This is a genomic window from Pantoea sp. GM_Pan_4, assembly GCF_026541005.1.
Lineage (GTDB): Bacteria > Pseudomonadota > Gammaproteobacteria > Enterobacterales > Enterobacteriaceae > Pantoea > Pantoea dispersa.
In genome coordinates, this window is record NZ_JALNUZ010000011.1 from 81,525 (window position 1) to 103,168 (window position 21,644).

Annotated in this window: 21 protein-coding genes; 6 read left to right on the plus strand and 15 right to left on the minus strand. The window is 57.0% G+C overall.

Annotated elements, in window-relative coordinates; genetic code table 11:
* Positions 1–5: 5 nt before the first annotated feature.
* From OXR61_RS19035 to fdnG, 5 genes are all read right to left on the minus strand, one after another.
* Complete coding sequence (locus OXR61_RS19035) at positions 6–617, minus strand: glutathione S-transferase (RefSeq protein WP_021506859.1); 612 nt, start codon at positions 615–617, stop codon at positions 6–8.
* Positions 618–748: 131 nt separating this feature from the next.
* On the minus strand, positions 749–1,675 hold the full coding sequence (gene fdhE, locus OXR61_RS19040; RefSeq protein WP_021506858.1) for a formate dehydrogenase accessory protein FdhE: 927 nt from the start codon (positions 1,673–1,675) through the stop codon (positions 749–751).
* The gene (gene fdoI / locus OXR61_RS19045) at positions 1,675–2,316 is read right to left on the minus strand and encodes a formate dehydrogenase cytochrome b556 subunit (RefSeq protein ID WP_031279592.1); all 642 of its coding nucleotides are present in this window, start codon (positions 2,314–2,316) and stop codon (positions 1,675–1,677) included. The genes fdhE and fdoI overlap by 1 nt, the downstream gene beginning before the upstream one ends.
* Positions 2,316–3,215, minus strand: a complete 900-nt coding sequence (gene fdxH / locus OXR61_RS19050; protein WP_021506856.1) for a formate dehydrogenase subunit beta — start codon at positions 3,213–3,215, stop codon at positions 2,316–2,318. Before fdxH ends, fdoI begins: the two co-directional genes overlap by 1 nt.
* A gap of 12 nt (positions 3,216–3,227) precedes the next feature.
* Positions 3,228–6,275: a formate dehydrogenase-N subunit alpha gene (fdnG, locus tag OXR61_RS19055; RefSeq protein ID WP_155519907.1), complete on the minus strand. Its 3,048-nt coding sequence runs from the start codon at positions 6,273–6,275 to the stop codon at positions 3,228–3,230.
* Between the two features lie 143 nt (positions 6,276–6,418).
* Here fdnG and fdhD point away from each other — a divergent pair, with 143 nt between their 5' ends.
* Positions 6,419–7,249 carry a formate dehydrogenase accessory sulfurtransferase FdhD gene (gene fdhD / locus OXR61_RS19060; RefSeq protein ID WP_058758153.1) on the plus strand — a complete coding sequence of 277 codons (831 nt, stop codon included), beginning with the start codon at positions 6,419–6,421 and terminating at the stop codon, positions 7,247–7,249.
* Positions 7,250–7,454: 205 nt separating this feature from the next.
* Positions 7,455–8,570, plus strand: coding sequence for a glycosyltransferase family 9 protein (locus OXR61_RS19065; protein WP_021506852.1), 1,116 nt, complete (start codon positions 7,455–7,457; stop codon positions 8,568–8,570).
* A 39-nt stretch (positions 8,571–8,609) separates the two neighbouring features.
* Here the strand turns inward: OXR61_RS19065 and OXR61_RS19070 are convergent, their stop codons facing one another.
* Positions 8,610–9,383 carry a DeoR/GlpR family DNA-binding transcription regulator gene (locus OXR61_RS19070; protein ID WP_021506851.1) on the minus strand — a complete coding sequence of 258 codons (774 nt, stop codon included), beginning with the start codon at positions 9,381–9,383 and terminating at the stop codon, positions 8,610–8,612.
* A 173-nt stretch (positions 9,384–9,556) separates the two neighbouring features.
* On the opposite strand from OXR61_RS19070, the gene OXR61_RS19075 reads away from it, so the two are divergent.
* The gene (locus OXR61_RS19075) at positions 9,557–10,897 is read left to right on the plus strand and encodes an aspartate aminotransferase family protein (RefSeq protein WP_021506850.1); all 1,341 of its coding nucleotides are present in this window, start codon (positions 9,557–9,559) and stop codon (positions 10,895–10,897) included.
* A gap of 92 nt (positions 10,898–10,989) precedes the next feature.
* Here OXR61_RS19075 and alsE read toward each other — a convergent pair whose 3' ends face one another.
* Genes alsE through OXR61_RS19095 form a run of 4 tightly spaced genes read right to left on the minus strand, consistent with a single transcriptional unit; the run spans position 10,990 to position 13,744 of the window.
* Positions 10,990–11,670 carry a D-allulose 6-phosphate 3-epimerase gene (gene alsE, locus OXR61_RS19080; RefSeq protein ID WP_021506849.1) on the minus strand — a complete coding sequence of 227 codons (681 nt, stop codon included), beginning with the start codon at positions 11,668–11,670 and terminating at the stop codon, positions 10,990–10,992.
* Between the two features lie 49 nt (positions 11,671–11,719).
* A complete protein-coding gene (locus OXR61_RS19085) occupies positions 11,720–12,982 on the minus strand; it encodes a PTS ascorbate transporter subunit IIC (protein ID WP_021506848.1) in 1,263 nt (420 codons plus the stop codon).
* Between the two features lie 35 nt (positions 12,983–13,017).
* Complete coding sequence (locus OXR61_RS19090; RefSeq protein ID WP_021313417.1) at positions 13,018–13,284, minus strand: PTS sugar transporter subunit IIB; 267 nt, start codon at positions 13,282–13,284, stop codon at positions 13,018–13,020.
* Between the two features lie 19 nt (positions 13,285–13,303).
* Positions 13,304–13,744: a PTS sugar transporter subunit IIA gene (locus OXR61_RS19095; protein WP_021506847.1), complete on the minus strand. Its 441-nt coding sequence runs from the start codon at positions 13,742–13,744 to the stop codon at positions 13,304–13,306.
* Positions 13,745–14,056: 312 nt separating this feature from the next.
* Here OXR61_RS19095 and OXR61_RS19100 point away from each other — a divergent pair, with 312 nt between their 5' ends.
* The 3 genes from OXR61_RS19100 to OXR61_RS19110 all read left to right on the plus strand — a co-directional run bounded on the left by OXR61_RS19100 (position 14,057) and on the right by OXR61_RS19110 (position 16,998).
* On the plus strand, positions 14,057–15,082 hold the full coding sequence (locus OXR61_RS19100) for a LacI family DNA-binding transcriptional regulator (protein WP_021506846.1): 1,026 nt from the start codon (positions 14,057–14,059) through the stop codon (positions 15,080–15,082).
* Positions 15,083–15,240: 158 nt separating this feature from the next.
* Complete coding sequence (gene sodA / locus OXR61_RS19105) at positions 15,241–15,858, plus strand: superoxide dismutase [Mn] (RefSeq protein WP_021506845.1); 618 nt, start codon at positions 15,241–15,243, stop codon at positions 15,856–15,858.
* Positions 15,859–16,035: 177 nt separating this feature from the next.
* Complete coding sequence (locus OXR61_RS19110) at positions 16,036–16,998, plus strand: VirK/YbjX family protein (RefSeq protein WP_021506844.1); 963 nt, start codon at positions 16,036–16,038, stop codon at positions 16,996–16,998.
* A gap of 6 nt (positions 16,999–17,004) precedes the next feature.
* On the opposite strand, the gene OXR61_RS19115 is transcribed toward OXR61_RS19110, so the two are convergent.
* The 5 genes from OXR61_RS19115 to cytR form a co-directional block, all read right to left on the minus strand.
* Positions 17,005–17,367, minus strand: a complete 363-nt coding sequence (locus OXR61_RS19115) for a YibL family ribosome-associated protein (RefSeq protein WP_021506843.1) — start codon at positions 17,365–17,367, stop codon at positions 17,005–17,007.
* Between the two features lie 149 nt (positions 17,368–17,516).
* On the minus strand, positions 17,517–18,851 hold the full coding sequence (gene hslU / locus OXR61_RS19120; protein ID WP_021506842.1) for an HslU--HslV peptidase ATPase subunit: 1,335 nt from the start codon (positions 18,849–18,851) through the stop codon (positions 17,517–17,519).
* An 11-nt stretch (positions 18,852–18,862) separates the two neighbouring features.
* Positions 18,863–19,393, minus strand: a complete 531-nt coding sequence (hslV, locus tag OXR61_RS19125) for an ATP-dependent protease subunit HslV (RefSeq protein WP_031279590.1) — start codon at positions 19,391–19,393, stop codon at positions 18,863–18,865.
* A gap of 142 nt (positions 19,394–19,535) precedes the next feature.
* On the minus strand, positions 19,536–20,438 hold the full coding sequence (gene ftsN / locus OXR61_RS19130; RefSeq protein WP_071813585.1) for a cell division protein FtsN: 903 nt from the start codon (positions 20,436–20,438) through the stop codon (positions 19,536–19,538).
* Between the two features lie 153 nt (positions 20,439–20,591).
* Positions 20,592–21,629 (minus strand): DNA-binding transcriptional regulator CytR, encoded by a 1,038-nt coding sequence (gene cytR / locus OXR61_RS19135; RefSeq protein WP_021506839.1) that lies wholly within the window; start codon positions 21,627–21,629, stop codon positions 20,592–20,594.
* Between the last annotated feature and the right edge of the window lie 15 nt (positions 21,630–21,644).

Genomic DNA, 21,644 nt, shown 5'->3' on the forward strand with positions numbered 1-21,644 from the left:
ATCACTTAGTGGGTGGGCGGAACCGTACGGGCAAAGCTTTCCCGCTCGAACAGCGTTTCTGCCAGTTTAACCAGCGCCGGGCGATTGACGCACCAGTTGGGCAGCACGCGGCGAAAATTGAGATAGCCCAGGGTGCAGCCGGTGGCGATATCGGCGAGGTTGAGCGTGCCGCTGTTGAGCAACTCGCCCTGCGCGGCAGCGGTTTCCAGCGCGTCGAGGCCGCGCGCGATTTTCTCGCGATTACGCAGCAGCACCTCTTCCGATTGCCGATCGCCGGGACGCATCTGTTCGCGCACGATCATCACCGCCGCATCATTGATGCCGTCGGCCAGCTTCTCCAGCTGGCGGATCTGCAGGGCGCGCAGTGCGTCGTCGGGCAGCAGGGCAGGGGCATCGCCACGCAGTTCAATCACCTGAGCAATGATCGAGGAGTCAAACCAGGTCAGCTGCTGGTCATCAATGAAGGCCGGCACTTTACCCAGCGGATTGTACTGCGGGACGTGGCTGTCAGGCTCCCACGGAGAGTGGTTGACGAATTCAAACACCAGGCCCTTTTCCAGCAGGATCACTGAGATTTTGCGCACAAACGGGCTGGTATAGCTGCCAATCAGTTTCATCAGATGTCTCCGTTGCGATAAATGCCAGGCTCCACATTGTAGCGGCGCGATTTATCGCGCAGGGTTTGATGGTGCAAAACCGCGCGATAAATCGCGCCGCTACAAATCGCAGAATGAGTAAATTTACTGCATCAATCCCCGGGAAACATAAACGGATTCAGGCTGCTGCGCGCGAATCCTTCCTGCTCCATGCGGGCATCCAGCACCAGCGAGGCGAGATCGTCGGCCACCGGTTCCAGCGCCGGATCTTTCTCCTGGTATAGCATCTTCAGGTAGGTACCGCAGTCGCCGCAGCTTTCGGCTTTCACGGCGGCCTGCTCGCTGTCCAGCGACCAGTAATGCAGATCGCGCGTTTGCTCGCAGTTCGAGCACTTGCTGCGCACCACGTACCACTCGCTTTCGCACAGATTACAGTGCAGATAACGCAGACCCTGCTGGCCAACGTCCATGTGCACCACGCTGGCGACCGGCACGCTGGCGCACACCGGGCAGAACTGACGGTGCTCGCCATATTCGGCCCGCGCTTTGCCGGGGATCATCGCCGCCATCTGCGCCCAGTAAATTGACAGCGCCGCCCAGATGAACGGGGCTTTATCACTGCTGACCTGGGTGAATTCGCCTTCCAGCAGCGCGCTGGCAAGGGTTTCCAGCTCGGTGGACGAGGCCTTCTCCAGATTCTCCAGCACCGCCAGCGCCTGGCCGCTCATCTCTGGCTTCAGCTCGGCGATCAGCGAATGCAGCAGCCGCTGCCAGTGCACATCGCGCGGATAAGTGTGGATATCCAGCGGCGGTTTGCCCTGCTGCGCGCTCTCTGCCAGCCGCTGATGCAGATCGATCTGCAGCGGATGGTCATACAGCACGATTTCCTGGGCCTGCGCAATTACCGCGGCAAAACGCAGGTAGTCGCCCAGCGGATTTTTCGCCGCCAGATCACGCAACCGCGCCGCACGGCGGCTGTAGAGATTTTTCAGCCGGGGGAAAAGTAACGGCGGAACTTGCTCCGCCGTGTTCTTTTCGCTCTTCTCCAGCTGCTCCTGCGGGATGATGCGAATACTCATCAGGGACGTTTTTCCTGTTGTGTTTGGCGTTGGCGCTGCTCGCGATACCAGCGTGGGTGATGTTTCTTCGCCCACGCGGCCGGTACCCAGCCCTCAACCATGGCGGTAATGGTGCCCTTCACCCACAGGGCGGCATAAATATGCACCATAATCGTCATGATCAGTGCCACAGCCGAGACCGAATGCACCACCAGCGCGGCGCGAATCAGCGGAATGGTGAAGTACCCGGCGAACCAGGGGCGCCAGATGACAATTCCGCTCGCCAGCAGCAAGACTAAGCTGATGATAGCAGCCCAGAACACACACTTCTGCCCGAAGTTGTATTTCCCGGTATCGCCCACCTCTTCATTACGCACGATTTTGCGGATATTTTTCGCCCATACCAGATCATCGCGCTGGATAAGATTGTGCTTCCAGTAGCGTAAGAACATGATAATAAAGGCTGCAAACATCACCACGCCGACGAACGGGTGCAGAATACGCGCCAGCTGTGGCGTGCCGAGCACGTGCATCAGCCAGTTAAACGACGGGAAAAAGAAACCCAGTCCGCTGAGCGCGGCAAACACAAAACAGAACGCGACAATCCAGTGATTGATGCGTTCCGGCGCGCTGTAGCGCACCAGACGATCGCGCTTTTTCATCATTCGCGCTCCTCTTTTTCATGCAGGTTTTCGTCGTCGTCCTCTTCCACCCGGTTCGGACCGACACCAACGTAGTGGAACACCGCGGCGGCGAAGGTGGCGGCAAAGCCGATAGCAGCCAGCGGTTTCCAGACGCCTTTCCAGAAGGTGACCGCCGGGCTGATGCTCGGGTTGGCTGGCAGGCCGTGATACAGCTGCGGTTTGTCGGCGTGGTGCAGCACGTACATGACGTGCGTGCCGCCGACGCCAGCCGGATCGTACAGCCCGGCGTTGGCATAGCCGCGCGTGTTCAGCTCGGCGACGCGATCGGCAGCCAGCTGCTGCATGTCGCTTTTGCTGCCGAAATGAATCGCCCCGGTCGGACAGGTTTTCACGCACGCCGGTTCCTGACCGACGTTAACGCGATCGACGCACAGCGTGCACTTATACACGCGGTTGTCGTCTTTATTCAGCCGCGGCACGTCAAACGGACAGCCGGCGATGCAGTAGCCGCAGCCAATGCACTGTTCCGACTGAAAGTCGACGATCCCGTTCGCGTACTGAATAATCGCGCCTTCCGACGGGCAGGCTTTCAGGCAGCCGGGATCGGCACAGTGCATGCAGCCATCCTTGCGGATCAGCCACTCCAGCTTGCCGTTCTCCTCGACCTCCGAGAAACGCATCACCGTCCAGGATTTGGCGGTCAAATCCGCCGGGTTGTCATACACCCCGACGTTATGACCGACCTCATCGCGGATGTCGTTCCACTCTGAACACGCCACCTGACACGCCTTACAGCCGATGCAGGTGGTAACGTCGATCAGTTTCGCCACTTCCTGCTGATGGTCACGCGCCTGCGGGGCAGGCGTGAAACCATTGGTGGCGGAGCGGCGGATAATGTCTTGCGATTGATAAGCCATCTTCGTTCTCCGTTACACCTTCTCGACGTTAACCAGGAACGCCTTAAACTCCGGCGTTTGCGTGTTGGCGTCACCGACAAACGGCGTCAGGGTATTGGCGATAAAGCCTTTTTTCGCCACGCCCTGATAGCCCCAGTGAATCGGGATGCCAATGGTATCGACAGTTTTGCCATCGACGTTGAGCGGACGCAGGCGCTTGGTGACCACCGCTTTGGCTTTGATATAGCCGCGGTTGGAACTCACCTTCACCGTATCGCCCTGGGCGATGCCGAGCTTGTTCGCCAGCTTCTCGCCAATCTCCACAAACTGTTCCGGCTGCGCGATGGCGTTGAGCAACGCGTGTTTGGTCCAGTAGTGGAAATGCTCGGTCAGACGATACGTGGTGCCGACATACGGGAACTGCTCCGCTTTGCCCATCGCCGCCAGATCGTCTTTGAACACGCGCGCGGCCGGGTTAGAGACCACGTCAGGATGCAGCGGGTTGGTGCCGAGCGGCGTTTCAAACGGCTCGTAGTGCTCCGGGAACGGTCCTTCTGCCATTTTGTCGATGGCGAACAGGCGGCCCATGCCTTCCGGCTGCATGATAAACGGCCCGACGTTACTGCCCGGCGCGGCCGTGCTGTAGTCCGGAATATCCATACCGCCCCACTTGCTGCCATCCCATTTGAGGATCTGGCGTTTCGGATCCCACGGGTTGCCCTGCGGGTCGGCGGAGGCGCGGTTATACAGGATGCGGCGGTTCAGCGGCCACGCCCAGCTCCAGTTCAGCGTATTACCCAGCCCGCTCGGATCGGTGTTATCGCGGCGCGCCATCTGGTTACCGTCCTGTGTCCAGCTACCGGCGAAAATCCAGCAGCCGCTGCTGGTGCTGCCGTCATCTTTCAGATGGGCAAAGGTGCTGAGCTGCTGGCCTTTTTTCACCAGTAGCGTGCCTTTGTCATCGTAGATGTCCGCCAGCGCCTTGCCGTTGCTCTCCATCGCCACCTCTTCCGAGGCCGGATTGTCGGGCGTCAGGTAGTTCCAGGTCATGTTCAGCACCGGCTCTGGCTGTGCACCGCCTTCGCACGCATACATCTCACGCAGACGCAGATAGATACCGGAGAGAATTTCACCGTCGTTGAGCGCTTCGCCCGGTGCATCCTGACCTTTCCAGTGCCACTGCAGCCAGCGGCCGGAGTTAACGATTGAGCCGTTCTCCTCGGCAAAGCAGGTCGACGGCAGACGGAACACTTCGGTCTGAATCTGCGCCGGATCGACATCGTTAAACTCGCCGTGGTTTTGCCAGAAGGTCGAGGTTTCGGTGTTGAGCGGGTCGATAGTGACGAGGAACTTCAGCTTCGACAGTGAATCGATCACTTTGCGCTTGTTCGGGAACGACGCCACCGGGTTAAAGCCCTGGCACAGATAGCCGTTGACCTTGCCCTGCAACATCATCTCAAAGTACTGCAGCACGTCGTAGCCTTTGTCCCACTTCGGCAGCCAGTCAAAGCCCCAGCTGTTCTCCGCCTGCGCTTTATCGCCAAAGAAGGCTTTCATCATGCTGACGAAGAATTTCGGGTAGTTGCCCCAGTAATTCACCTGGCCCGGCAGCGTCGGCTTCGGCGTGTTCGCCGCCAGATAGCTGGTGAGATCGGTCTGTTTTTCCGACGGCAGCGTCATATAGCCCGGCAGGCTTTGCGACAGCAGGCCGAGATCGGTCAGACCCTGAATATTGGAGTGTCCGCGCAGCGCATTGACGCCACCGCCGGCCATCCCCATATTGCCCAGCAGCAGCTGAATCATCGCCATGGTGCGAATGTTTTGCGCCCCGACCGAATGCTGTGTCCAGCCCAGCGCATACAGGAACGAGGTGGTGCGGTCGCGCGCGCTGGTTTCACCAATCAGCTCACAGACGTGCAGGAAATCCACCTTTGGCGTGCCGCAGATGCGCTCGACCATTTCCGGCGTATAACGGCTGACGTGCTGCTTCAGCAGATTCCAGACGCAGCGCGGATGGCTCAGGCTATCATCGCGTTTGGCAAAGCCGTCGTCGCCCAGCTCGTAGTTCCAGCTGGTTTTGTCATATTTGCGATTGGCTTCGTCGTAGCCGCTGAACAGGCCGTCGTCGAAATGGTAATCCTCCCGCACAATCAGGCTGGCATTGGTATACGCCTGCACATATTCATGCTGGATTTTGTCATTCTGCAGCAGCCACAGCAGCACACCCGACAGGAAGGCAATGTCGGTGCCGGGGCGGATAGGCGTGTAAAAGTCTGCCACCGATGCCGTGCGCGTGAAGCGCGGATCGATAACAATCAGTTTGGCTTTGTTGTGAATTTTGGCTTCCATCGCCCAGCGGAAACCGACCGGATGCGCCTCAGCAGCGTTTCCGCCCATCACCACAACCAGATTGGCATTACGGATGTCGACCCAGTGGTTGGTCATCGCACCGCGACCAAATGTTGGAGCAAGACTTGCTACCGTTGGTCCGTGTCAGACGCGTGCCTGGTTGTCGACCGCCAGCATACCGAGCGATCGGGTAAATTTTTGCGTTAAGTAGCCGGTTTCGTTGCTGGAGGCCGAAGCGCACAGCATGCCGGTGGAGAGCCAGCGGTTTACCGTCACGCCGGCGGCGTTCTGCGCGATAAAGTTGGCGTCGCGATCGGCTTTCATCAGCTGCGCGATGCGCGTAAAGGCGTCATCCCAGCTGATGCGCTGCCATTTGTCGGAGCCTGGCGCACGGTATTCCGGATATTTCAGACGGCTGTCGCTGTGGACAAAATCAAGCAGGCCCGCGCCTTTCGGACAGAGCGCGCCGCGGCTCACCGGATGGTCCGGATCCCCTTCGATGTGGAAAATGGTCTCTTTGGCGTTCTTTGCGCCATCGCCGAGGCTGTACATTAACAGGCCACAGCCGACTGAGCAGTAAGTGCAGGTATTACGGGTTTCGCGGGCACGCAGCAACTTATACTGCCGTGTTTCCGCCAGCGCGGCTTCCGGCGTAAAGCCGAGCAGGGCTGCCGTGGTTCCTGCCATACCGCCAGCGCAGATCTTGAAGAATTTTCTTCGGCTGACGTTCATGGGTAATCCTTGAGTCGACATTGCTGTAATAATTTTTTTGCGCTGGATGGAGCCGGGGTTCAGAATGGCTCCACGCAGGATTGCGTCAAAAGCGACCTGATATTACCACTACTTTAATGTGGTTGTTATGCGAGACGAGAGAAGTGAAAGCGAAACAGCAAAAAAGTAACCAGAATGTGAATGAGATCGCAGGACTGAGCCAGACCACCGTATGGCAGCGCCACGCGATTACCGAAGCGGAAAGCGACTGGCTGGCGCAGGAAGTGCCGGTGGCGCTGGTCTACAACGGCATTTCACACGTGGTGATGATGGCGACGCCGGATAATCTGCAGGCTTTTGCGCTCGGTTTTTCGCTCTCCGAAGGCATTATTGAGCAACCCGGCGAGATCTATGGCATGGATGTGGTGCCGGGCTGCAATGGGTTCGAAGTGCAGATCGAACTCTCCAGCCGGCGTTTTATGGCGCTGAAGGCGCAGCGTCGCGCCATGGCGGGCCGCACCGGTTGCGGCGTGTGCGGGGTGGAGCAGCTGGATCAAATCGGCAAGCCGGTGCAGCCGCTGCCGTTTACGCAGACCTTCGATCTGGCCTGCCTTGATAACGGCCTGGCACAGCTGCGCGATTTCCAGCCCATCGGCAATCTGACCGGTTGTACGCACGCCGCCGCGTGGATGTCGCCGCAGGGCGAACTGCAGGGCGGCTGCGAAGACGTGGGTCGCCACGTGGCGCTGGATAAGCTGCTGGGTCAGCGCAGCCAGCAGCACTGGCAGCAGGGCGCGGTGCTGGTTTCCAGCCGCGCCAGCTATGAGATGGTGCAAAAATCTGCCATGTGCGGCGTAGAGATCCTGTTTGCCGTCTCGGCCGCCACCCAGCTGGCCGTTGAGGTGGCCGAGCGCTGTAACCTGACGCTGGTCGGTTTTTCTAAACCGGGACGCGCCACGGTGTACAGCCATCCGCAGCGTCTGATCAACGGTTGATGTGCGATACATGCCGGGAATCTCACCGTTCGCGGCATGCGGCGTACCGGGAGGTGTCAGGCAATCTTATATTACGCTGCGCTTTTTCTGGTTAGCCTGCTAAATAATATGCATGCAATAGTTTTTAATGTGACATTATTTTCGATAGGAATGAAGAAGTTGATGCGCTATCATTAACGTCTCAATCAATAATAATATATTCATTATGGCTTTAATTAAAAAGCTGCGGCAGCTGAATCGCAGGCGTAATTATTTAAAGAAAGAGATTAAATATTCTCTTGATCTTTATTTTGCAGCAAGGAAATGGAAAAAGTCTTCAGGCCACAAACAGAATAGACAGGATATCAAATCCATTCTGCTGGTTCGCAATGAAGGTAAAATCGGCGATGCCATCGTTTCTACGTGTTTTCTCAGAGCGCTGTTTGAAGCCGGGTATCGTGTAGATATTCTGGCGGTAAAGGAGAATGAGAGCCTTTTCCGACACAACCCGTATATTCACAACATCTATCTCTCGGAGAGTTTCAGCGATTGTCATCAGCGCGATAAATATGACACCGCCATCGGGAGTGAGGTCGTTACCCTTCTGAGAGACAATGCTTACGATTTATTGATCGATACGGCTATCTGGCAAACCGCGCTGTATATGCCCAAAATGATTGCCGATATCAATCCTAAAATGACGCTGGGTTTCAACAAGCCTGGCTGGCTTAAACCTTACGATATCAACATTCAGTTCGATCACCTTAATAACCACGTTAAAAATATCTATCGTGCGGTTCTTGACTATCTTCAGGTTGAGACGGTTGATGGACTGAATTATGAAATATTTTACCCTGAGCGCATTGATGCCGAAATTCACCAGTCCGGCATGTTTTCCGCTGATGAGCACAATATTTTAATCAATATTTATGCCAGTCATGCCGATCGTGACCTCTCTGAGCAGCAGCTGAATGAGCTAATCGGGGCGATTGTCAGGCACAATGCGGCCACCAATATCGTGGTGCTCGATCACAAAGGCGCGCTGGAACAGGCGTCGCTGCACCCCGCGAAGTTATACCGCGTTCCCTCGCTGTATCACGCTTTCGCTGCGGTTAAGAAAAGTGATTGCGTGATTACTCCTGATACCGCCGTGGTGCATATCTCGGCGGCTTATAACAAAGCACTGGTTGGCATCTATCAGGACTCACTGAAAAATAATCAGCTGTGGTCGCCTGGCTACAGTAACGGCCATCAGATATTTTCCGATGAGTTTGTTTTTAAAAATGACGGACGGCTGGTTGAGAAAATAAGCCAAAAAATCCACACGCTGGTTCAGCCATAATCGATGAGGTCACCGTGCCGTCAGTACGGTGACCGTGCCTTACACCACCTGCACCGCTAACGCCTGCTGCAGAGCGTTGAGCGCACCGGGCTTTGCCGCGCCGCCGTCGCAAATCAACAGATCGATATCGCCGACAGGGGCGTACTGGGTACGGCTGATCACGCCGAGTTTGCTGTGATCCGCCAGCAGCAGGGTGCGGCTGGCCTGCTGTACCATGGCGTGCGCGATGGCGGCTTCATGCGGATGGAAGCTGCTGGCGCCGTTTCGGGCATCGATGCCGACCGGTGACAGCAGCGCCACGTCGGCGCGATATCGATAAATTTCCCCCACCGTCATTTCTCCCCGCGTCTGCTGCGCGCCGGCCATCATCATGCCGCCCAGCAGCAGCACCTGGTTATTCAGGGTTTCATGCTCTTCGGCCGCGCTGAGCGCCAGTGCCGCCTGCAGACTGTTGGTGATGATGGTCAGGCCGGACATGGTGCGCAGCTCTTCAGCCAGCAGCGTGGTGGTGGTGCCGGCATCGAGGAACAGCGTCTGGCCGGGTTGCAGATGTTGTACCGCCGCGGCGGCAATCGCACGTTTCTCTCTGGCCTGTGCGTTACGGCGCACCTGCAGCGGTGGCTCCGGCGGGCTCTCCAGCGCCACCAGACCGCCATGTACGCGGCGCGCCAGCCCCTGCGCCTCAAGCGAAATGATATCGCGCCGTGCCGTTTCCCGCGAAATACCCAGCTCTTTGATGATGCGTTCAGTGCTGAGCTGATGTTGCGTGCTCAGCAGCGCGCGAATGCGATGTAAACGGGTTTCCTGCAGCATGACGTTTCCCTGTGGCAGAGCGAAGCTGGGCCTAAGCTTACCTGAGTGTCATCGTGGCGTCATGTGTATTTGGTTGTATTTGTGTATTTGGTTGCATTTTTCACTAAAGCAGGCATGATGTTCGCAGAGATCAGGCTGCAAACACCCCTTTCACCTTCGCAACGGGAGTTACCATGGTTACACGTTCCACCATCATGGATACCAACAGTTTTCGCGCCGAACACGCCGACGCGCTGGATCCGGCCACCCGCACTCTGACGGACAAGCGCAGCAAAGTGCTGGGCGAATCGTATCGTCTGTTTTATCGCAAGCCGGTGCATCTGGTGCGCGGCGAAGGGCAGTATTTATGGGATGCGGCGGGTAATAAATATCTGGATGTGTATAACAATGTGGCGAGTATCGGCCACTGCCATCCGGCGGTCATTGAGGCGGTGAATCAGCAGATGAAGATGCTGAACACGCACACGCGTTATTTGCACGAGCGCATTCTTGATTACAGCGAAGCGTTGCTGGCGACCACGCCGGAAGCCATCGACCGCGCCATGTATATGTGTACCGGCTCAGAAGCCAATGATTTGGCGATTCGCGTGGCGCGCGCCTGGAGCGGTGGCACCGGTATTATTGTCTCGCAGGAGGCGTACCACGGAACCAGTGATTTGACCTCTGGCGCGTCACCGGCACTCGGTAGCGGTCAGCCGCTGGCCGCTACCACCCGCCTGGTGCCACCGCCGGATGCTTATCGTGTCGATGCGCCCGACCTCGGGGCATGGTTCGCCGATCAGATTCAGCAGCAGATTGATGACATGAAAGCGCACGGCATTAAATTCGCCGGTTTCCTCGCCGACTCGATCTTCTCCTCCGACGGCGTGCTGCCTAATCCGCGCGGATTCCTGCAGCAAGCGGTGGATGTGGTGCATGCTAACGGCGGCATTTTTATCGCTGATGAAGTGCAGCCCGGCTTTGCCCGCACCGGCGATGCCTTCTGGGGCTTTGCCCGTCACGGCGTGGTGCCGGATGTGGTCACCACCGGTAAGCCGATGGGCAACGGTATTCCGGTTTCCGGCCTGCTGGCGAAAAGCGACGTGCTGGCCGCGTTCAGCGACGAGATCCCTTATTTCAATACTTTCGGCGGCAACCCGGTGGCGATGGCCGCTGCGCAGGCGGTGCTGACGGTGATTCAGGAAGAGGGGCTGCAGGAGCATAGCCGTGTGGTCGGCGCACAGTTGCTGGCGGAGCTGCAGAAGCTGATGGATCGCCATGACTGCATTGGTGATGTGCGCGGTGCCGGGCTGTTTATCGGGTTTGAGCTGGTGCAGGATCGCAGCAGTAAGATGCCGGACAAAGCGCTGGCGCTGGATTTGATCGAGAAGCTGCGCGATCACCATGTGCTGACGTCGGTGGCCGGGCCGTACGGCAACGTGCTGAAACTGCGTCCGCCGCTGGCGTTCCAGAGCGGTGATATCGACTGGCTGGTGGGAGCACTGGATAAGTCGCTGACCGAGCTGGGGCGTTAATTACTCAGATATCAGGTCGCCATGATTGGCAATCCATCAGCACAATGTGCCAGATGCGCGTTGATGCGCATCTGGCAGGGCGTGAAAAGACATCACGCCGCGGCAGTTTCCTGCGCAAAAATCTGCTCCATCTTCTGCCACGCCTGCGCCACATCATCGTCGAGATTGAACAGGCCGGAGGTGCCGACAATAAACACGTCGACGCCCGAGGCGGCAATCTGCTTAAAGGTGCGCGCATTGCAAGACCCATCGATTTCGGTCAGATAGTGATACCCGTGCGTTTCCCGCATGGCGATCAGCTGGCGAATTTTGTTCAGCGTTTCCGGAATAAATTTCTGCCCGGCGAAACCGGGATCGACTGACATCACCGTCACTTTATCCAGCAGATGCGCATATTCACGAATGCTGTCGGCTGGCGTAGCCGGATTCAGCACCACGCCGCAGCGACGGCCGGCCTCTTTAATTTGTGTCAGCAGGCGAAAAATTTTGTTATTCGCCGTCTCCGGATGGAAACTGATAATATCCGCGCCGGCATCAATGCACATCGGAATAATATCTTCCGGGTGGTTCACCATTAAATGCACATCAATCGGCACATCGGTAATTTTACGCAGGTTCTCAATAAAGAACGGCGACAGCGTAATATTCTTAACATAGCTGCCATCCATAATATCGACATGATAGAACGAGGCGCTGGCGTTCATCGCTTCGATCTGCTCGCGGAAGCGGGTCAAATCCATGCACATCAGGGACGGTGAAAAGCGGGCGTTCATGCTGATTTCCTCATTACGCAAACAGCGCCCGCAGGCGCTGTCTGTGACATCAATGGAAGAACGAAATAATATGGCCGAGCACAATGCCGACGATACCGAAGTCCGCATCACCAAAGGTGGTGGACGCGAAGCCAAGGTCACCCATCAGCGGCAGCAGAATGGCGGGCAGGAAGGAGATCAGCAGCCCCTGGACAAAGGAACCGATGATGGCACCGCGCCGTCCGCCGGTGATATTGCCGTAGACGCCAGCGGTCGCGCCGCAGAAGAAGTGCGGCACCAGGCCCGGCACAATCACGCTCAGACCGAACAGCGGGCACAGGAACATGCTGATCAGCCCGGCGGCGAAGCTGCACAGGAAGCCGATGATCACGGCGTTCGGCGCGAACGGGAAGACCGTCGGGCAATCCAGCGCCGGTTTAGCGTTTGGCACCAGTTTATCGGCGATGCCTTTGAACGCCGGGACGATCTCGGCAATCACCATGCGTACACCGGCAAGAATGATGTAAACACCCGCAGCAAAGGTGATTGACTGGATAATGGCAAAGACGATGAAGTTCTGGCCGCCGCTCACCTCGCTTTCGGTAAACTCTTTACCGGCAACCAGCACCAGCGCGACAAACAGAATCATCATGGTCAGCGAAATTGCCACGGACGAGTCGCGCAGGAAGTTGAGGGTTTTCGGTACTTTCAGCTCTTCAATCGACGGGCTGCCTTTGCCCACCGCTTTGCCGACCAGCGCCGACAGCAGGTAGCCGGTGGAGCCAAAGTGGCCCAGCGCCAGATCGTCCGAATTGGTAATTTTGCGGGTGAACGGCTGCAGAATCGCCGGACATACCACCATCATGGTGCCGAGAATCAGCGAACCGATCAGCACCAGCCAGAAGCCGTGCACGCCGCCCACTGACAGGATCACCGCCAGCATGGCTGACATATACAGCGTATGGTGCCCGGTCAGGAAGATGTATTTCAGCGGCGTGATGCGCGCCAGCACAATATTCACCAGCATACCGAACACCATGATCATCGCGGTTTCGGTACCGTAGTTTTTCTGTGCCAGCGCGGCCATTGCATCAGTATTCGGCACTACGCCCTGAATATTGAACGAGTGCTCGAATAGCTGGCTGAAGATGGTCAGGGTGGCCGCAATTAAGTTGGCCCCGGCGATAAGAATAACAAAACCCATGATGGTTTTTAGCGTACCGGAAATCACATCGGATACCGGTTTCTTTTGCAGTAATAAACCAATCAGGGAAAAAAGGCCGACAAGTATAGCGGGTGTTCCAAGAACATCCTTAATTATAAACTGCAGCATAAATTACTCCGTGTGAGTAAATTTCGTCGGGTCAATTACAGGTTGTCGGCGAGAATTTCTTTGATTCTGGCGTTATCCAGTAAATTGCTCAGGCCAAATACCTGTGCGCTGTGGCTCGACAGCTGGTCAGCGATATCTTTAGCGCTGATGATAATATCGGCCTGCTCAGATTTGGCAGAGGTTAAATCGGTATGACCCACTTCAGCCTCTTTACCCAGCTCCTTAATAATTTTCTTCACGTTCATTTCCACAATGAAGCTGCTGCCTAAACCGTTTCCACACACAATCAGTACTTTTTTCATTTTCAGGTTTCTCTGGTGATTAATCTTTAATGACAGCTTCAATCGCTGGCAGGGTCGATGCCGACAGCAACTGCTGCAGGCGGGATTCGTCGCTGAACACCTCAGCCAGCGCGGTGATCATCTGAATATGATCGTCGCCAGACAGGGCGCACAGCATAATAACGACAAATACCGGGTCGTTTTCATCGGCGGCAAAATTCACGCCTTGTTTTACATGCAGCAGCGACAGGCCGTTTTTGCGCGCACCCTGTTCCGGACGCGCATGTGGCATCGCCAGACCCGGCGCCAGCACATAATAGGGCCCCAGCTCAGCGTGCGAGGTAAAGATCGCATCCAGATAAGCCGGGGTAATTGCCCCCTCCGCCAGCAGCGGCTCGGCCGATAAACGCACCGCTTCCTGCCAGTCGCTAACGTCGTCTATTACCCGGATATGTTGCGGTGTCAGCCATTGAGTGAGCATCAGTAATTCCTGTTTATTCGTCGATGCGGTGCACTGTAGGTGATTTTATCGCCTGGGTTCTGTGATGTTGCTCGCAAAAGTTAGCGCTAACACGAGTGATGTTAAAAAGTGTGTTAGCGATAACATTTTTGCGCGTGCGGTTTGTCACGCTGAGGCCGGGGTGACATGCTCAGGCCAGCGAAAATCACGCAGCCAATGAGACATGCCCGATTCTGTGGTTTTTAACATGGCACCAATTTGCTTTTGGTTTTAAGCTGCGTGCGGATAAATCGAGCGCTACCCGGAACCAGCAGGGTAGAGACAGGAGAACGCATGACAGAAAAACGACGGCGCAGTACCGGCAAAAGCACGCTGGCCGATGTTGCCCGTTTGGTCGGTGTCAGCGCCATGACGGCGTCGCGCGCTTTGCGTATGCCGGAGAAAGTGTCGCCCGAAATTCGCGCAAGGATCGACGCGGCCGTCGCGGAACTGGCCTATGTGCCCAACGTGCAGGCGCGTAACCTGGCGTCAGCCTCGTCGCGGCTGATCACCATGGTGGTACCCTCATTTGCTACGCCGGGCAGCGCGATTGTGTCAGAGGCGCTGCAGGAGGTGCTGCGGCCGCAGGGCTATAACATGATGCTGGCCGAAGCCAATCACTCGGCGGCGGAGGAGAGCGAGCTGATTGAGATGCTACTCTCTTACAACCCGGCCGCGATGGTGCACTTCAATTTCGACAATGCCGCCGAAGCGCAGCGCCTGCTGAGCAACTCCGGCCTGCCGGTGATGGACATCGGCGGCGTGCATCAGGATTCTGCCGGCATCAGCATCGGCGTGGACTATGCGAAAGCCATTCGTCAGCTGGTAAACAGCCTGGTGGAGCGCGGCTATCGCCATCCCGGCCTGCTGTGCACACAAACGCATAGCACTATTTTCCGTCAGCTGCTCAATGGCTGGCACAGCGGGATGCTGGCGCTGAATCTGGCACCGCACCGCGTGGTGACCTCACCAAAAATGCCCACCTTTGCCGCCGGCCACAGCCTGCTGGCAGAGATCCGTCTCACCTGGCCGGAACTGGACGTCCTGATCTGTACCAGCGATGAAGTGGCGTGCGGCGCCATCATGGCCTGTCACGCAGCCGGCGTCTCGGTGCCCAGCCAGCTGGCGATTGCCAGCATCGGCGGTGGCCCGCTGGCGGCGGTATGTTCGCCGCCGCTGACCAGCATTGTGCTGCCGTACGAGGAGATGGGGCGCATGGCCGGTAAACGCCTGCTGGCGGCACTCAACGGCGACGAGCCGCCTGCCATCAATGAGCTGCCGGTGCAGCTTAAGCTGCGCGCCAGTACGCACAAGGTGTAGCCGTGTGTGCGCACCTTTTGCCAGATTGATCAAATCCTTATCATTACTAAGGCATTGATAACCCTTTTCCGGATCATGATTTTAACTATAATGATCCGACTGCTTATGCGGCACACCAGCAAGGTTGTGCTGCCAAACACTAAATGGAGAGGAAGAACATGAGTTATTCACTGCCATCCCTGCCGTACGCCTACGACGCACTGGAACCGCACTTCGACAAGCAGACGATGGAAATCCATCACACTAAACATCACCAGACCTACGTTAACAACGCCAACGCGGCGCTGGAAGGTACCGAATTCGCAAACCTGCCGGTTGATGAACTGATCACCAAACTGGATCAGCTGCCAGCAGACAAAAAAGGCCCACTGCGTAACAACGCTGGCGGCCACGCTAACCACAGCCTGTTCTGGAAAGGCCTGAAAACCGGCACCACGCTGCAGGGCGACCTGAAAGCGGCAATCGAAAAAGATTTCGGTAGCGTTGAGAAATTCCAGGAAGAGTTCGAGAAAGCGGCCGCGACCCGTTTTGGCTCTGGCTGGGCGTGGCTGGTGAAAAAAGGCGACAAGCTGGCGGTCGTTTCAACCGCTAACCAGGACAACCCGCTGATGGGCGAAGCCATCGCCGGCGTGTCTGGTTTCCCAATCATCGGTCTGGATGTGTGGGAGCACGCTTACTATCTGAAGTATCAGAACAAGCGCCCTGACTACATCAAAGCGTTCTGGAACGTGGTGAACTGGGACGAAGCAGCGGCACGTTTCGCCTCGGCAAAATAAGTTCTGGCTTACGCTATGTGAATAACCGGTGCCTGCGTGCACCGGTTTTTTTATCGCCATCCTAAACCGCAGCTCAACAAACTCCACGTCATGACCAGGCTAAAGTGGTTATTAACGCGCCGTTGATAATTTGGGGCATACAGTAGCCTTCAGTTATCTCGCGACGTAAAAATAATCATGTCTATTATTACACATTCTGAGCCGGACTCCGTTTCGTCGGCTGCGCTGTTTATACCTTTAGTCAGTGGAAAGCTGCGGCCAAATAAGCTGTGGAATAGTCAGCAATTTCGCCTGAAATTTGCCTTAAGGTCAGCGGTATTTCCACTGACCACCTTTAATTATCTCCATCAGCTGGCCAAACTCTCTTTTCTGCCGCAGCTGTTAAACAGCCAGGGCTTACTGCCGGCCAAGCCGCATCGTCCCTATTTGCGCGCTGGTTTCAGCGTGGCGCAGCGTGCGCAGGCGATTCTCGATCATTATCAATTGATGGATAAGCTGGCGAATAATCAGCTGCGCCAGTTGCTGCTGAGCCCGACTGGTAATCTCCTTGCCCGTTTCGACGGCAAAAACGAGGAGCAGTTTGCGATTTATTGCTGCTCCGGCCATTACGACCGGGAAGGGGAAATTACGCTGCTGCTTAATTATCAGGACATGACGCTGGCCTCGCTGTCATTCTCTATTATTCAGGAGCAGCAGCAGCGCACGCTATTAATTGGGGGCTTGCAGGGGCCGCGGAAACATATTTCCAGTGACGTTATTCGCGATGCCACCAAAGCCGCGCACGGCGTATTTCCTAAGCGTCTGCTGATGGAAGCGGTATTTATTCTGGCGGCACAGTGCGGCGTACAGGCCATTACCGCCGTCGGCGATACCACCCATGTTTTCCGCAGCCTGCGCTACCGTCATAGCAAAGGTGATAAGTTCTTTGCCAGCTATAGCGAGTTCTGGCTGTCACTGGGCGGGGAAATGCGGGGTGATGAGCTGTTTACGCTGCCGCTGAGCATGGCTCGTAAAGATCTGGAAGAGATTGCCAGCAAAAAGCGCGCGGAGTATCGCCGCCGCTATGCCTTGCTGGATACGCTGGCGCAGCAGGTGCTGCAGGCTGCCGGGGCAGAACGCGACGTGGTCCACGCCGCGTAACGGCAATCAGAACGGCTGCTTTGCGTAGCCGGTCATCACCTTCAGCCCCATCTCGCGTCCCAGCGCGGTCATCGGGTGTACCACCACCAGGCCGCGCACGCTTTTCTTCAGCGCGCCCATGTTCGCCTGCTCTTTTTTGGTGATTTCACGGCTGAACGGCAGCTTTTTCAACTGCTGGGCTTCTTTGCTCAGCTTCTCTTCGCGCACGTTGCGCAGACGTTCAATTTCCTGCACCAGCGTCTCTTTCTCTTTCAGCAGCGCGCCAAGCTTTTCGGCATCGCCCGCTTCCAGCAGCTGCGGTTCTTTGCGATTCAGCGCGTCCAGCTGGTCGCTGAGACGTTTAATCTCGGCTTTTTCTTGTTCTTTCATTGGGAAAACTCATTAAGGAAAACAGGCAAAGGATACATCAAATCCGCCCGCTTTTGCAGCGCAGCGACAACAGAGGCAATGGGATAATCGGGTACAGCGCGGCGGGCGGGCAAAAAAATACCCAGCGCAAGGCTGGGTATTGACTGGAATTACAGAATGAAGCGGCTGAGATCTTCGTCGGCCACCAGTTCATCCAGATGCTGACCAACGTATTCGGCATCGATGGTGATCGATTCGCCGTGGCGATCGCTGGCGTCGTAGGAGATATCTTCCATCAGGCGCTCCAGCACGGTGTGCAGACGACGTGCACCGATGTTCTCGGTGGTTTCGTTCACCTGCCACGCCGCTTCGGCGATGCGACGAATGCCGTCTTCGGTGAATTCAACGTTAACGCCTTCGGTGCCCATCAGCGCTTTGTACTGTACGGTCACGGACGCGTTCGGCTCGGTCAGGATGCGTTCGAAATCATTGACCGTCAGCGCCTGCAGCTCAACGCGAATCGGCAGACGACCCTGCAGCTCCGGAATCAGATCCGACGGGCTGGCCACCTGGAACGCACCGGAGGCGATAAACAGGATATGGTCGGTTTTGACCATGCCGTGTTTAGTGGACACGGTGCAGCCTTCAACCAGTGGCAGCAGATCGCGCTGTACGCCCTCACGTGACACATCCGGGCCCGACGACTGGCCGCCGCGCTTACAGATTTTGTCGATTTCGTCGATGAACACGATACCGTGCTGTTCAACCGCGTCGATGGCATCCTGCTTCAGCTCTTCCGGGTTCACCAGCTTGGCCGCTTCTTCTTCAATCAGCAGCTTCATCGCATCTTTGATTTTCAGCTTACGCGGTTTCTGCTTCTGGCCGCCGAGGTTCTGGAACATCGACTGCAGCTGGCTGGTCATCTCTTCCATGCCCGGAGGCGCCATGATTTCAACGCCCATCGGTGCAGCAGCCAGATCGATCTCAATCTCTTTGTCATCCAGCTGGCCTTCGCGCAGTTTTTTGCGGAACGACTGGCGCGCGGCGGACGGCTCAGCGCTCTGCTCCGGCTGGCCCCAGTTGTTTTTCGCTGGCGGGATCAGCACATCCAGAATGCGATCTTCTGCCATCTCTTCAGCGCGGTATTTGTTTTTCTCGATCGCCTGGCTGCGCACCATCTTGATGGCGGAGTCCGTCAGATCGCGAATAATCGAATCCACTTCTTTCCCGACATAGCCCACTTCGGTGAATTTGGTGGCTTCAACTTTGATGAACGGCGCATTGGCCAGCTTCGCCAGACGGCGGGCGATTTCGGTTTTACCGACGCCGGTCGGGCCGATCATCAGGATATTTTTTGGGGTCACTTCATGGCGCAGCTCTTCGTCAAGCTGCATGCGGCGCCAGCGGTTACGCAGCGCAATGGCGACCGCTTTTTTGGCGCCGTCCTGGCCGATGATGAAGCGGTTAAGCTCGCTGACAATCTCGCGTGGAGTCATCTCAGACATGGTTTTGGTCCTTACGCCTTAGACGGTAATTCTTCGTAGTTAATGTTGTGGTTGGTGTAGATACAGATGTCACCGGCGATATTCAGCGCTTTGGCTACGATATCGTGCGCACCCATCTCCGTGTTCTCCAGCAGCGCGCGGGCGGCTGCCTGGGCGTAAGGCCCGCCGGAACCGATGGCAATCAGGTCATTTTCCGGCTGAATCACGTCACCGTTACCGCTGATGATCAGCGAGGAGTTTTCATCGGCAACCGCCAGCAGCGCTTCAAGGCGGCGCAGCATCCGGTCAGTACGCCAGTCTTTCGCCAGTTCGACCGCGGCTTTCACCAGATGGCCCTGATGCATCTCCAGTTTGCGTTCGAACAGTTCAAACAGGGTAAAGGCATCTGCGGTGCCGCCAGCAAAGCCCGCGATCACTTTGTCGTTGTAAAGACGACGCACCTTTTTAACATTGCCTTTCATTACGGTATTGCCGAGCGTCGCCTGGCCATCACCGCCGATCACGACCCGGCCGTTGCGTCGTACACTTACTATTGTTGTCACGGGCAGACCCCTTGTTGCAGTGGAAAAAAGACACCGCGCAGCGGGCGCGGCGTATCATGCAACCAGATATGGGGTAATCCTGTGGGGTTTCAACCCCCGGCAATATCTGATGCTGCAAATTGCCGGGGGCGAGCAGGGAGGGTTAAGGCAGGGCGAGCGGGATACAGCTGCTGTGGCCGGAGCTGTGCAGGCGCTTCACCGTGCTGTCTGCGCTGCTGCGGTCTTTAAACGGCCCAATCACCACGCGATTCCAGCCGCCGCCAGTCGTGATGCGGCTTTCGAAACCTTCAAACGCCAGACCGGCGCGTACCGATTCCGCCTGATCGGTGCCTTTAAACGAGCCACACTGCACCATCCAGCGCTGGGTGCTCGCTTTCTCTTCCGTTTTGGCTTTGGCGCTCTCCTGCGGCTTCGCCGGCTCGCGAGTGATCGGCGCGGCCTGTTGCTGCTGCTGGCGTGCCGCCTGCTGCTGCAATTCCTGCTGACGCTGCTGCTGCAACTGTTGCTGGCGCTGCTGCTGCTGTAACTGCTGCTGCTGACGCTGCACCTGCTGTTGTTGCTGTTGTGCCTGCTGCTGACGCTGCAGCGTTTGCTGGCGCTGAGCCGGGGTTTGTTCGTTCCACGGCACTTCATTCAGCTGGGTTGGCTGCTGGCGCATATCGGCCTGCATCTGCTCCAGCAGCTGACGCTGTTCGTCGGTCAGCTGGGTTTGCGACTTGATTTCGCCACCGGCAGACGGCTCGGTGGGCGACGGCACGGTCACCTGACGATTTTCCAGCTCTTTGATGTACTTCCAGCGCTCTTCCGGCTTCGGCGGCAGGCCATTACCGTTGGCTTTATGATTCGGAATCACCGGTGTTTCTTCTTTTTTGTGATGCGAGATGAACCATAAACCACCGGCAAAGGTCACCAGCACTGCCACGGCCAGTACTATCATCAGCTTTGAAGTGCCGGAGCCGCCTTTGCTTTTCTTGCTGCGGCCTGCGGGTTTTTTGCGACGCGTCCCTGTTGAACGCCCGCGGCCTACGTAATCTCTCTGTGCCACTTTCGTTCTGATACCCTTCAAAAAAATGCCACTGGGCGTGTAAATGGGGTGTTAATTTTGCCCGGCAAGGAATGCGTCATGTTACTCAAGGGCTGGAACTTTGACCAGCACAGTCTGCCTTCAGAATCTGCTGAAAATGCAGGGTTCCCGCATTCATTTTTCGCGTTTTGCTGCCGGTGCGGTACTACCGCGGACGCGGAGTTCGGCGTCGAGCAGGCGTGAACCGTTATTGACCCGTTTGCCCTGCAGCTCATCCAGCAGCAGCAGCATCGCTTCGCGGCCAATGGCAAAACGCGGCTGTGCCACGGTGGTCAGGGGCGGATCGTAGTATTGCGCCAGCTCGATATCATCGAAGCCGACCACCGACAGATCCTGCGGAATACGCATGCCCAGCTTACGCGCCTGGTTCATCGCACCCAGCGCCATCAGATCGCTATGGCAGAACAGGGCTTTCGGCGGCTGCGGCAGGCTCATCAGCTGCTTCAGCGCGCTGGCACCGGCTTCAAAGGTGAAGTCACCATGCACAATCAGTGTGGGATCGATGGCGATATTGCTGCGGCGCAGCGCCTGGATGTAGCCCTGTAACCGATACTGGCTGAGCGGGATATGTTCCGGTCCGGTGATGCAGGCGATCTGCCGATGGCCCAGCTGTAACAGGTGATTCACCGCTTCAAAGGCCGCGGTCAGGTTATCGATATGCACCGTGGGCAGCGCCATCTCCGGCGCGAACTCGTTGCCCATCACCATGGGCGGCAAATTACGCTGATCTTCAATGCCGGCGTCGAACGGCAGCTGCGAACCCAGCAGTACCATGCCGTCAATCTGGCGCGTCAGCATCAGGTTAAGGAAGGTTTTCTCCTGCTGATCCTGATGCGCGCAGTCACCAATCAGCACCAGATAGCCTTCCTGCGCGGCAGTCACTTCCACGCCGCGGATAATCTCGCTGAAGAAAGGGTCACAGATGTCCGGCACAATCACCAGAATGGTTTGCGTGTCGCCGCGTTTAGCGTTGCGCGCCAGACCGTGCGGCGCATAGCCGACGGCCTGCACCGCCTGTTCCACTTTCTGCCGGGTCGCGGCGGAGACTTTTTCCGGATTCATCAGCGCGCGCGAAACCGTGGCGGTGGAGACGCCAGCCTGCTCGGCCACATCTTTCATGGTGGCTGCCGATGAGGGTTGCTTCTGATCCAACGTTAACTCCTGACG

Excerpts from the sequence above, each read along its gene's own strand:
- OXR61_RS19035 (WP_021506859.1), bottom strand. The coding sequence starts at position 617 with ATGAAACTGATTGGCAGCTATACCAGCCCGTTTGTGCGCAAAATCTCA.
- fdhE (WP_021506858.1), bottom strand. The coding sequence starts at position 1,675 with ATGAGTATTCGCATCATCCCGCAGGAGCAGCTGGAGAAGAGCGAAAAG.
- fdoI (WP_031279592.1), bottom strand. The coding sequence starts at position 2,316 with ATGAAAAAGCGCGATCGTCTGGTGCGCTACAGCGCGCCGGAACGCATC.
- fdxH (WP_021506856.1), bottom strand. The coding sequence starts at position 3,215 with ATGGCTTATCAATCGCAAGACATTATCCGCCGCTCCGCCACCAATGGT.
- OXR61_RS19065 (WP_021506852.1), top strand. The coding sequence starts at position 7,455 with ATGGCTTTAATTAAAAAGCTGCGGCAGCTGAATCGCAGGCGTAATTAT.
- OXR61_RS19070 (WP_021506851.1), bottom strand. The coding sequence starts at position 9,383 with ATGCTGCAGGAAACCCGTTTACATCGCATTCGCGCGCTGCTGAGCACG.
- OXR61_RS19075 (WP_021506850.1), top strand. The coding sequence starts at position 9,557 with ATGGTTACACGTTCCACCATCATGGATACCAACAGTTTTCGCGCCGAA.
- alsE (WP_021506849.1), bottom strand. The coding sequence starts at position 11,670 with ATGAACGCCCGCTTTTCACCGTCCCTGATGTGCATGGATTTGACCCGC.
- OXR61_RS19085 (WP_021506848.1), bottom strand. The coding sequence starts at position 12,982 with ATGCTGCAGTTTATAATTAAGGATGTTCTTGGAACACCCGCTATACTT.
- OXR61_RS19090 (WP_021313417.1), bottom strand. The coding sequence starts at position 13,284 with ATGAAAAAAGTACTGATTGTGTGTGGAAACGGTTTAGGCAGCAGCTTC.
- OXR61_RS19095 (WP_021506847.1), bottom strand. The coding sequence starts at position 13,744 with ATGCTCACTCAATGGCTGACACCGCAACATATCCGGGTAATAGACGAC.
- OXR61_RS19100 (WP_021506846.1), top strand. The coding sequence starts at position 14,057 with ATGACAGAAAAACGACGGCGCAGTACCGGCAAAAGCACGCTGGCCGAT.
- sodA (WP_021506845.1), top strand. The coding sequence starts at position 15,241 with ATGAGTTATTCACTGCCATCCCTGCCGTACGCCTACGACGCACTGGAA.
- OXR61_RS19110 (WP_021506844.1), top strand. The coding sequence starts at position 16,036 with ATGTCTATTATTACACATTCTGAGCCGGACTCCGTTTCGTCGGCTGCG.
- OXR61_RS19115 (WP_021506843.1), bottom strand. The coding sequence starts at position 17,367 with ATGAAAGAACAAGAAAAAGCCGAGATTAAACGTCTCAGCGACCAGCTG.
- hslU (WP_021506842.1), bottom strand. The coding sequence starts at position 18,851 with ATGTCTGAGATGACTCCACGCGAGATTGTCAGCGAGCTTAACCGCTTC.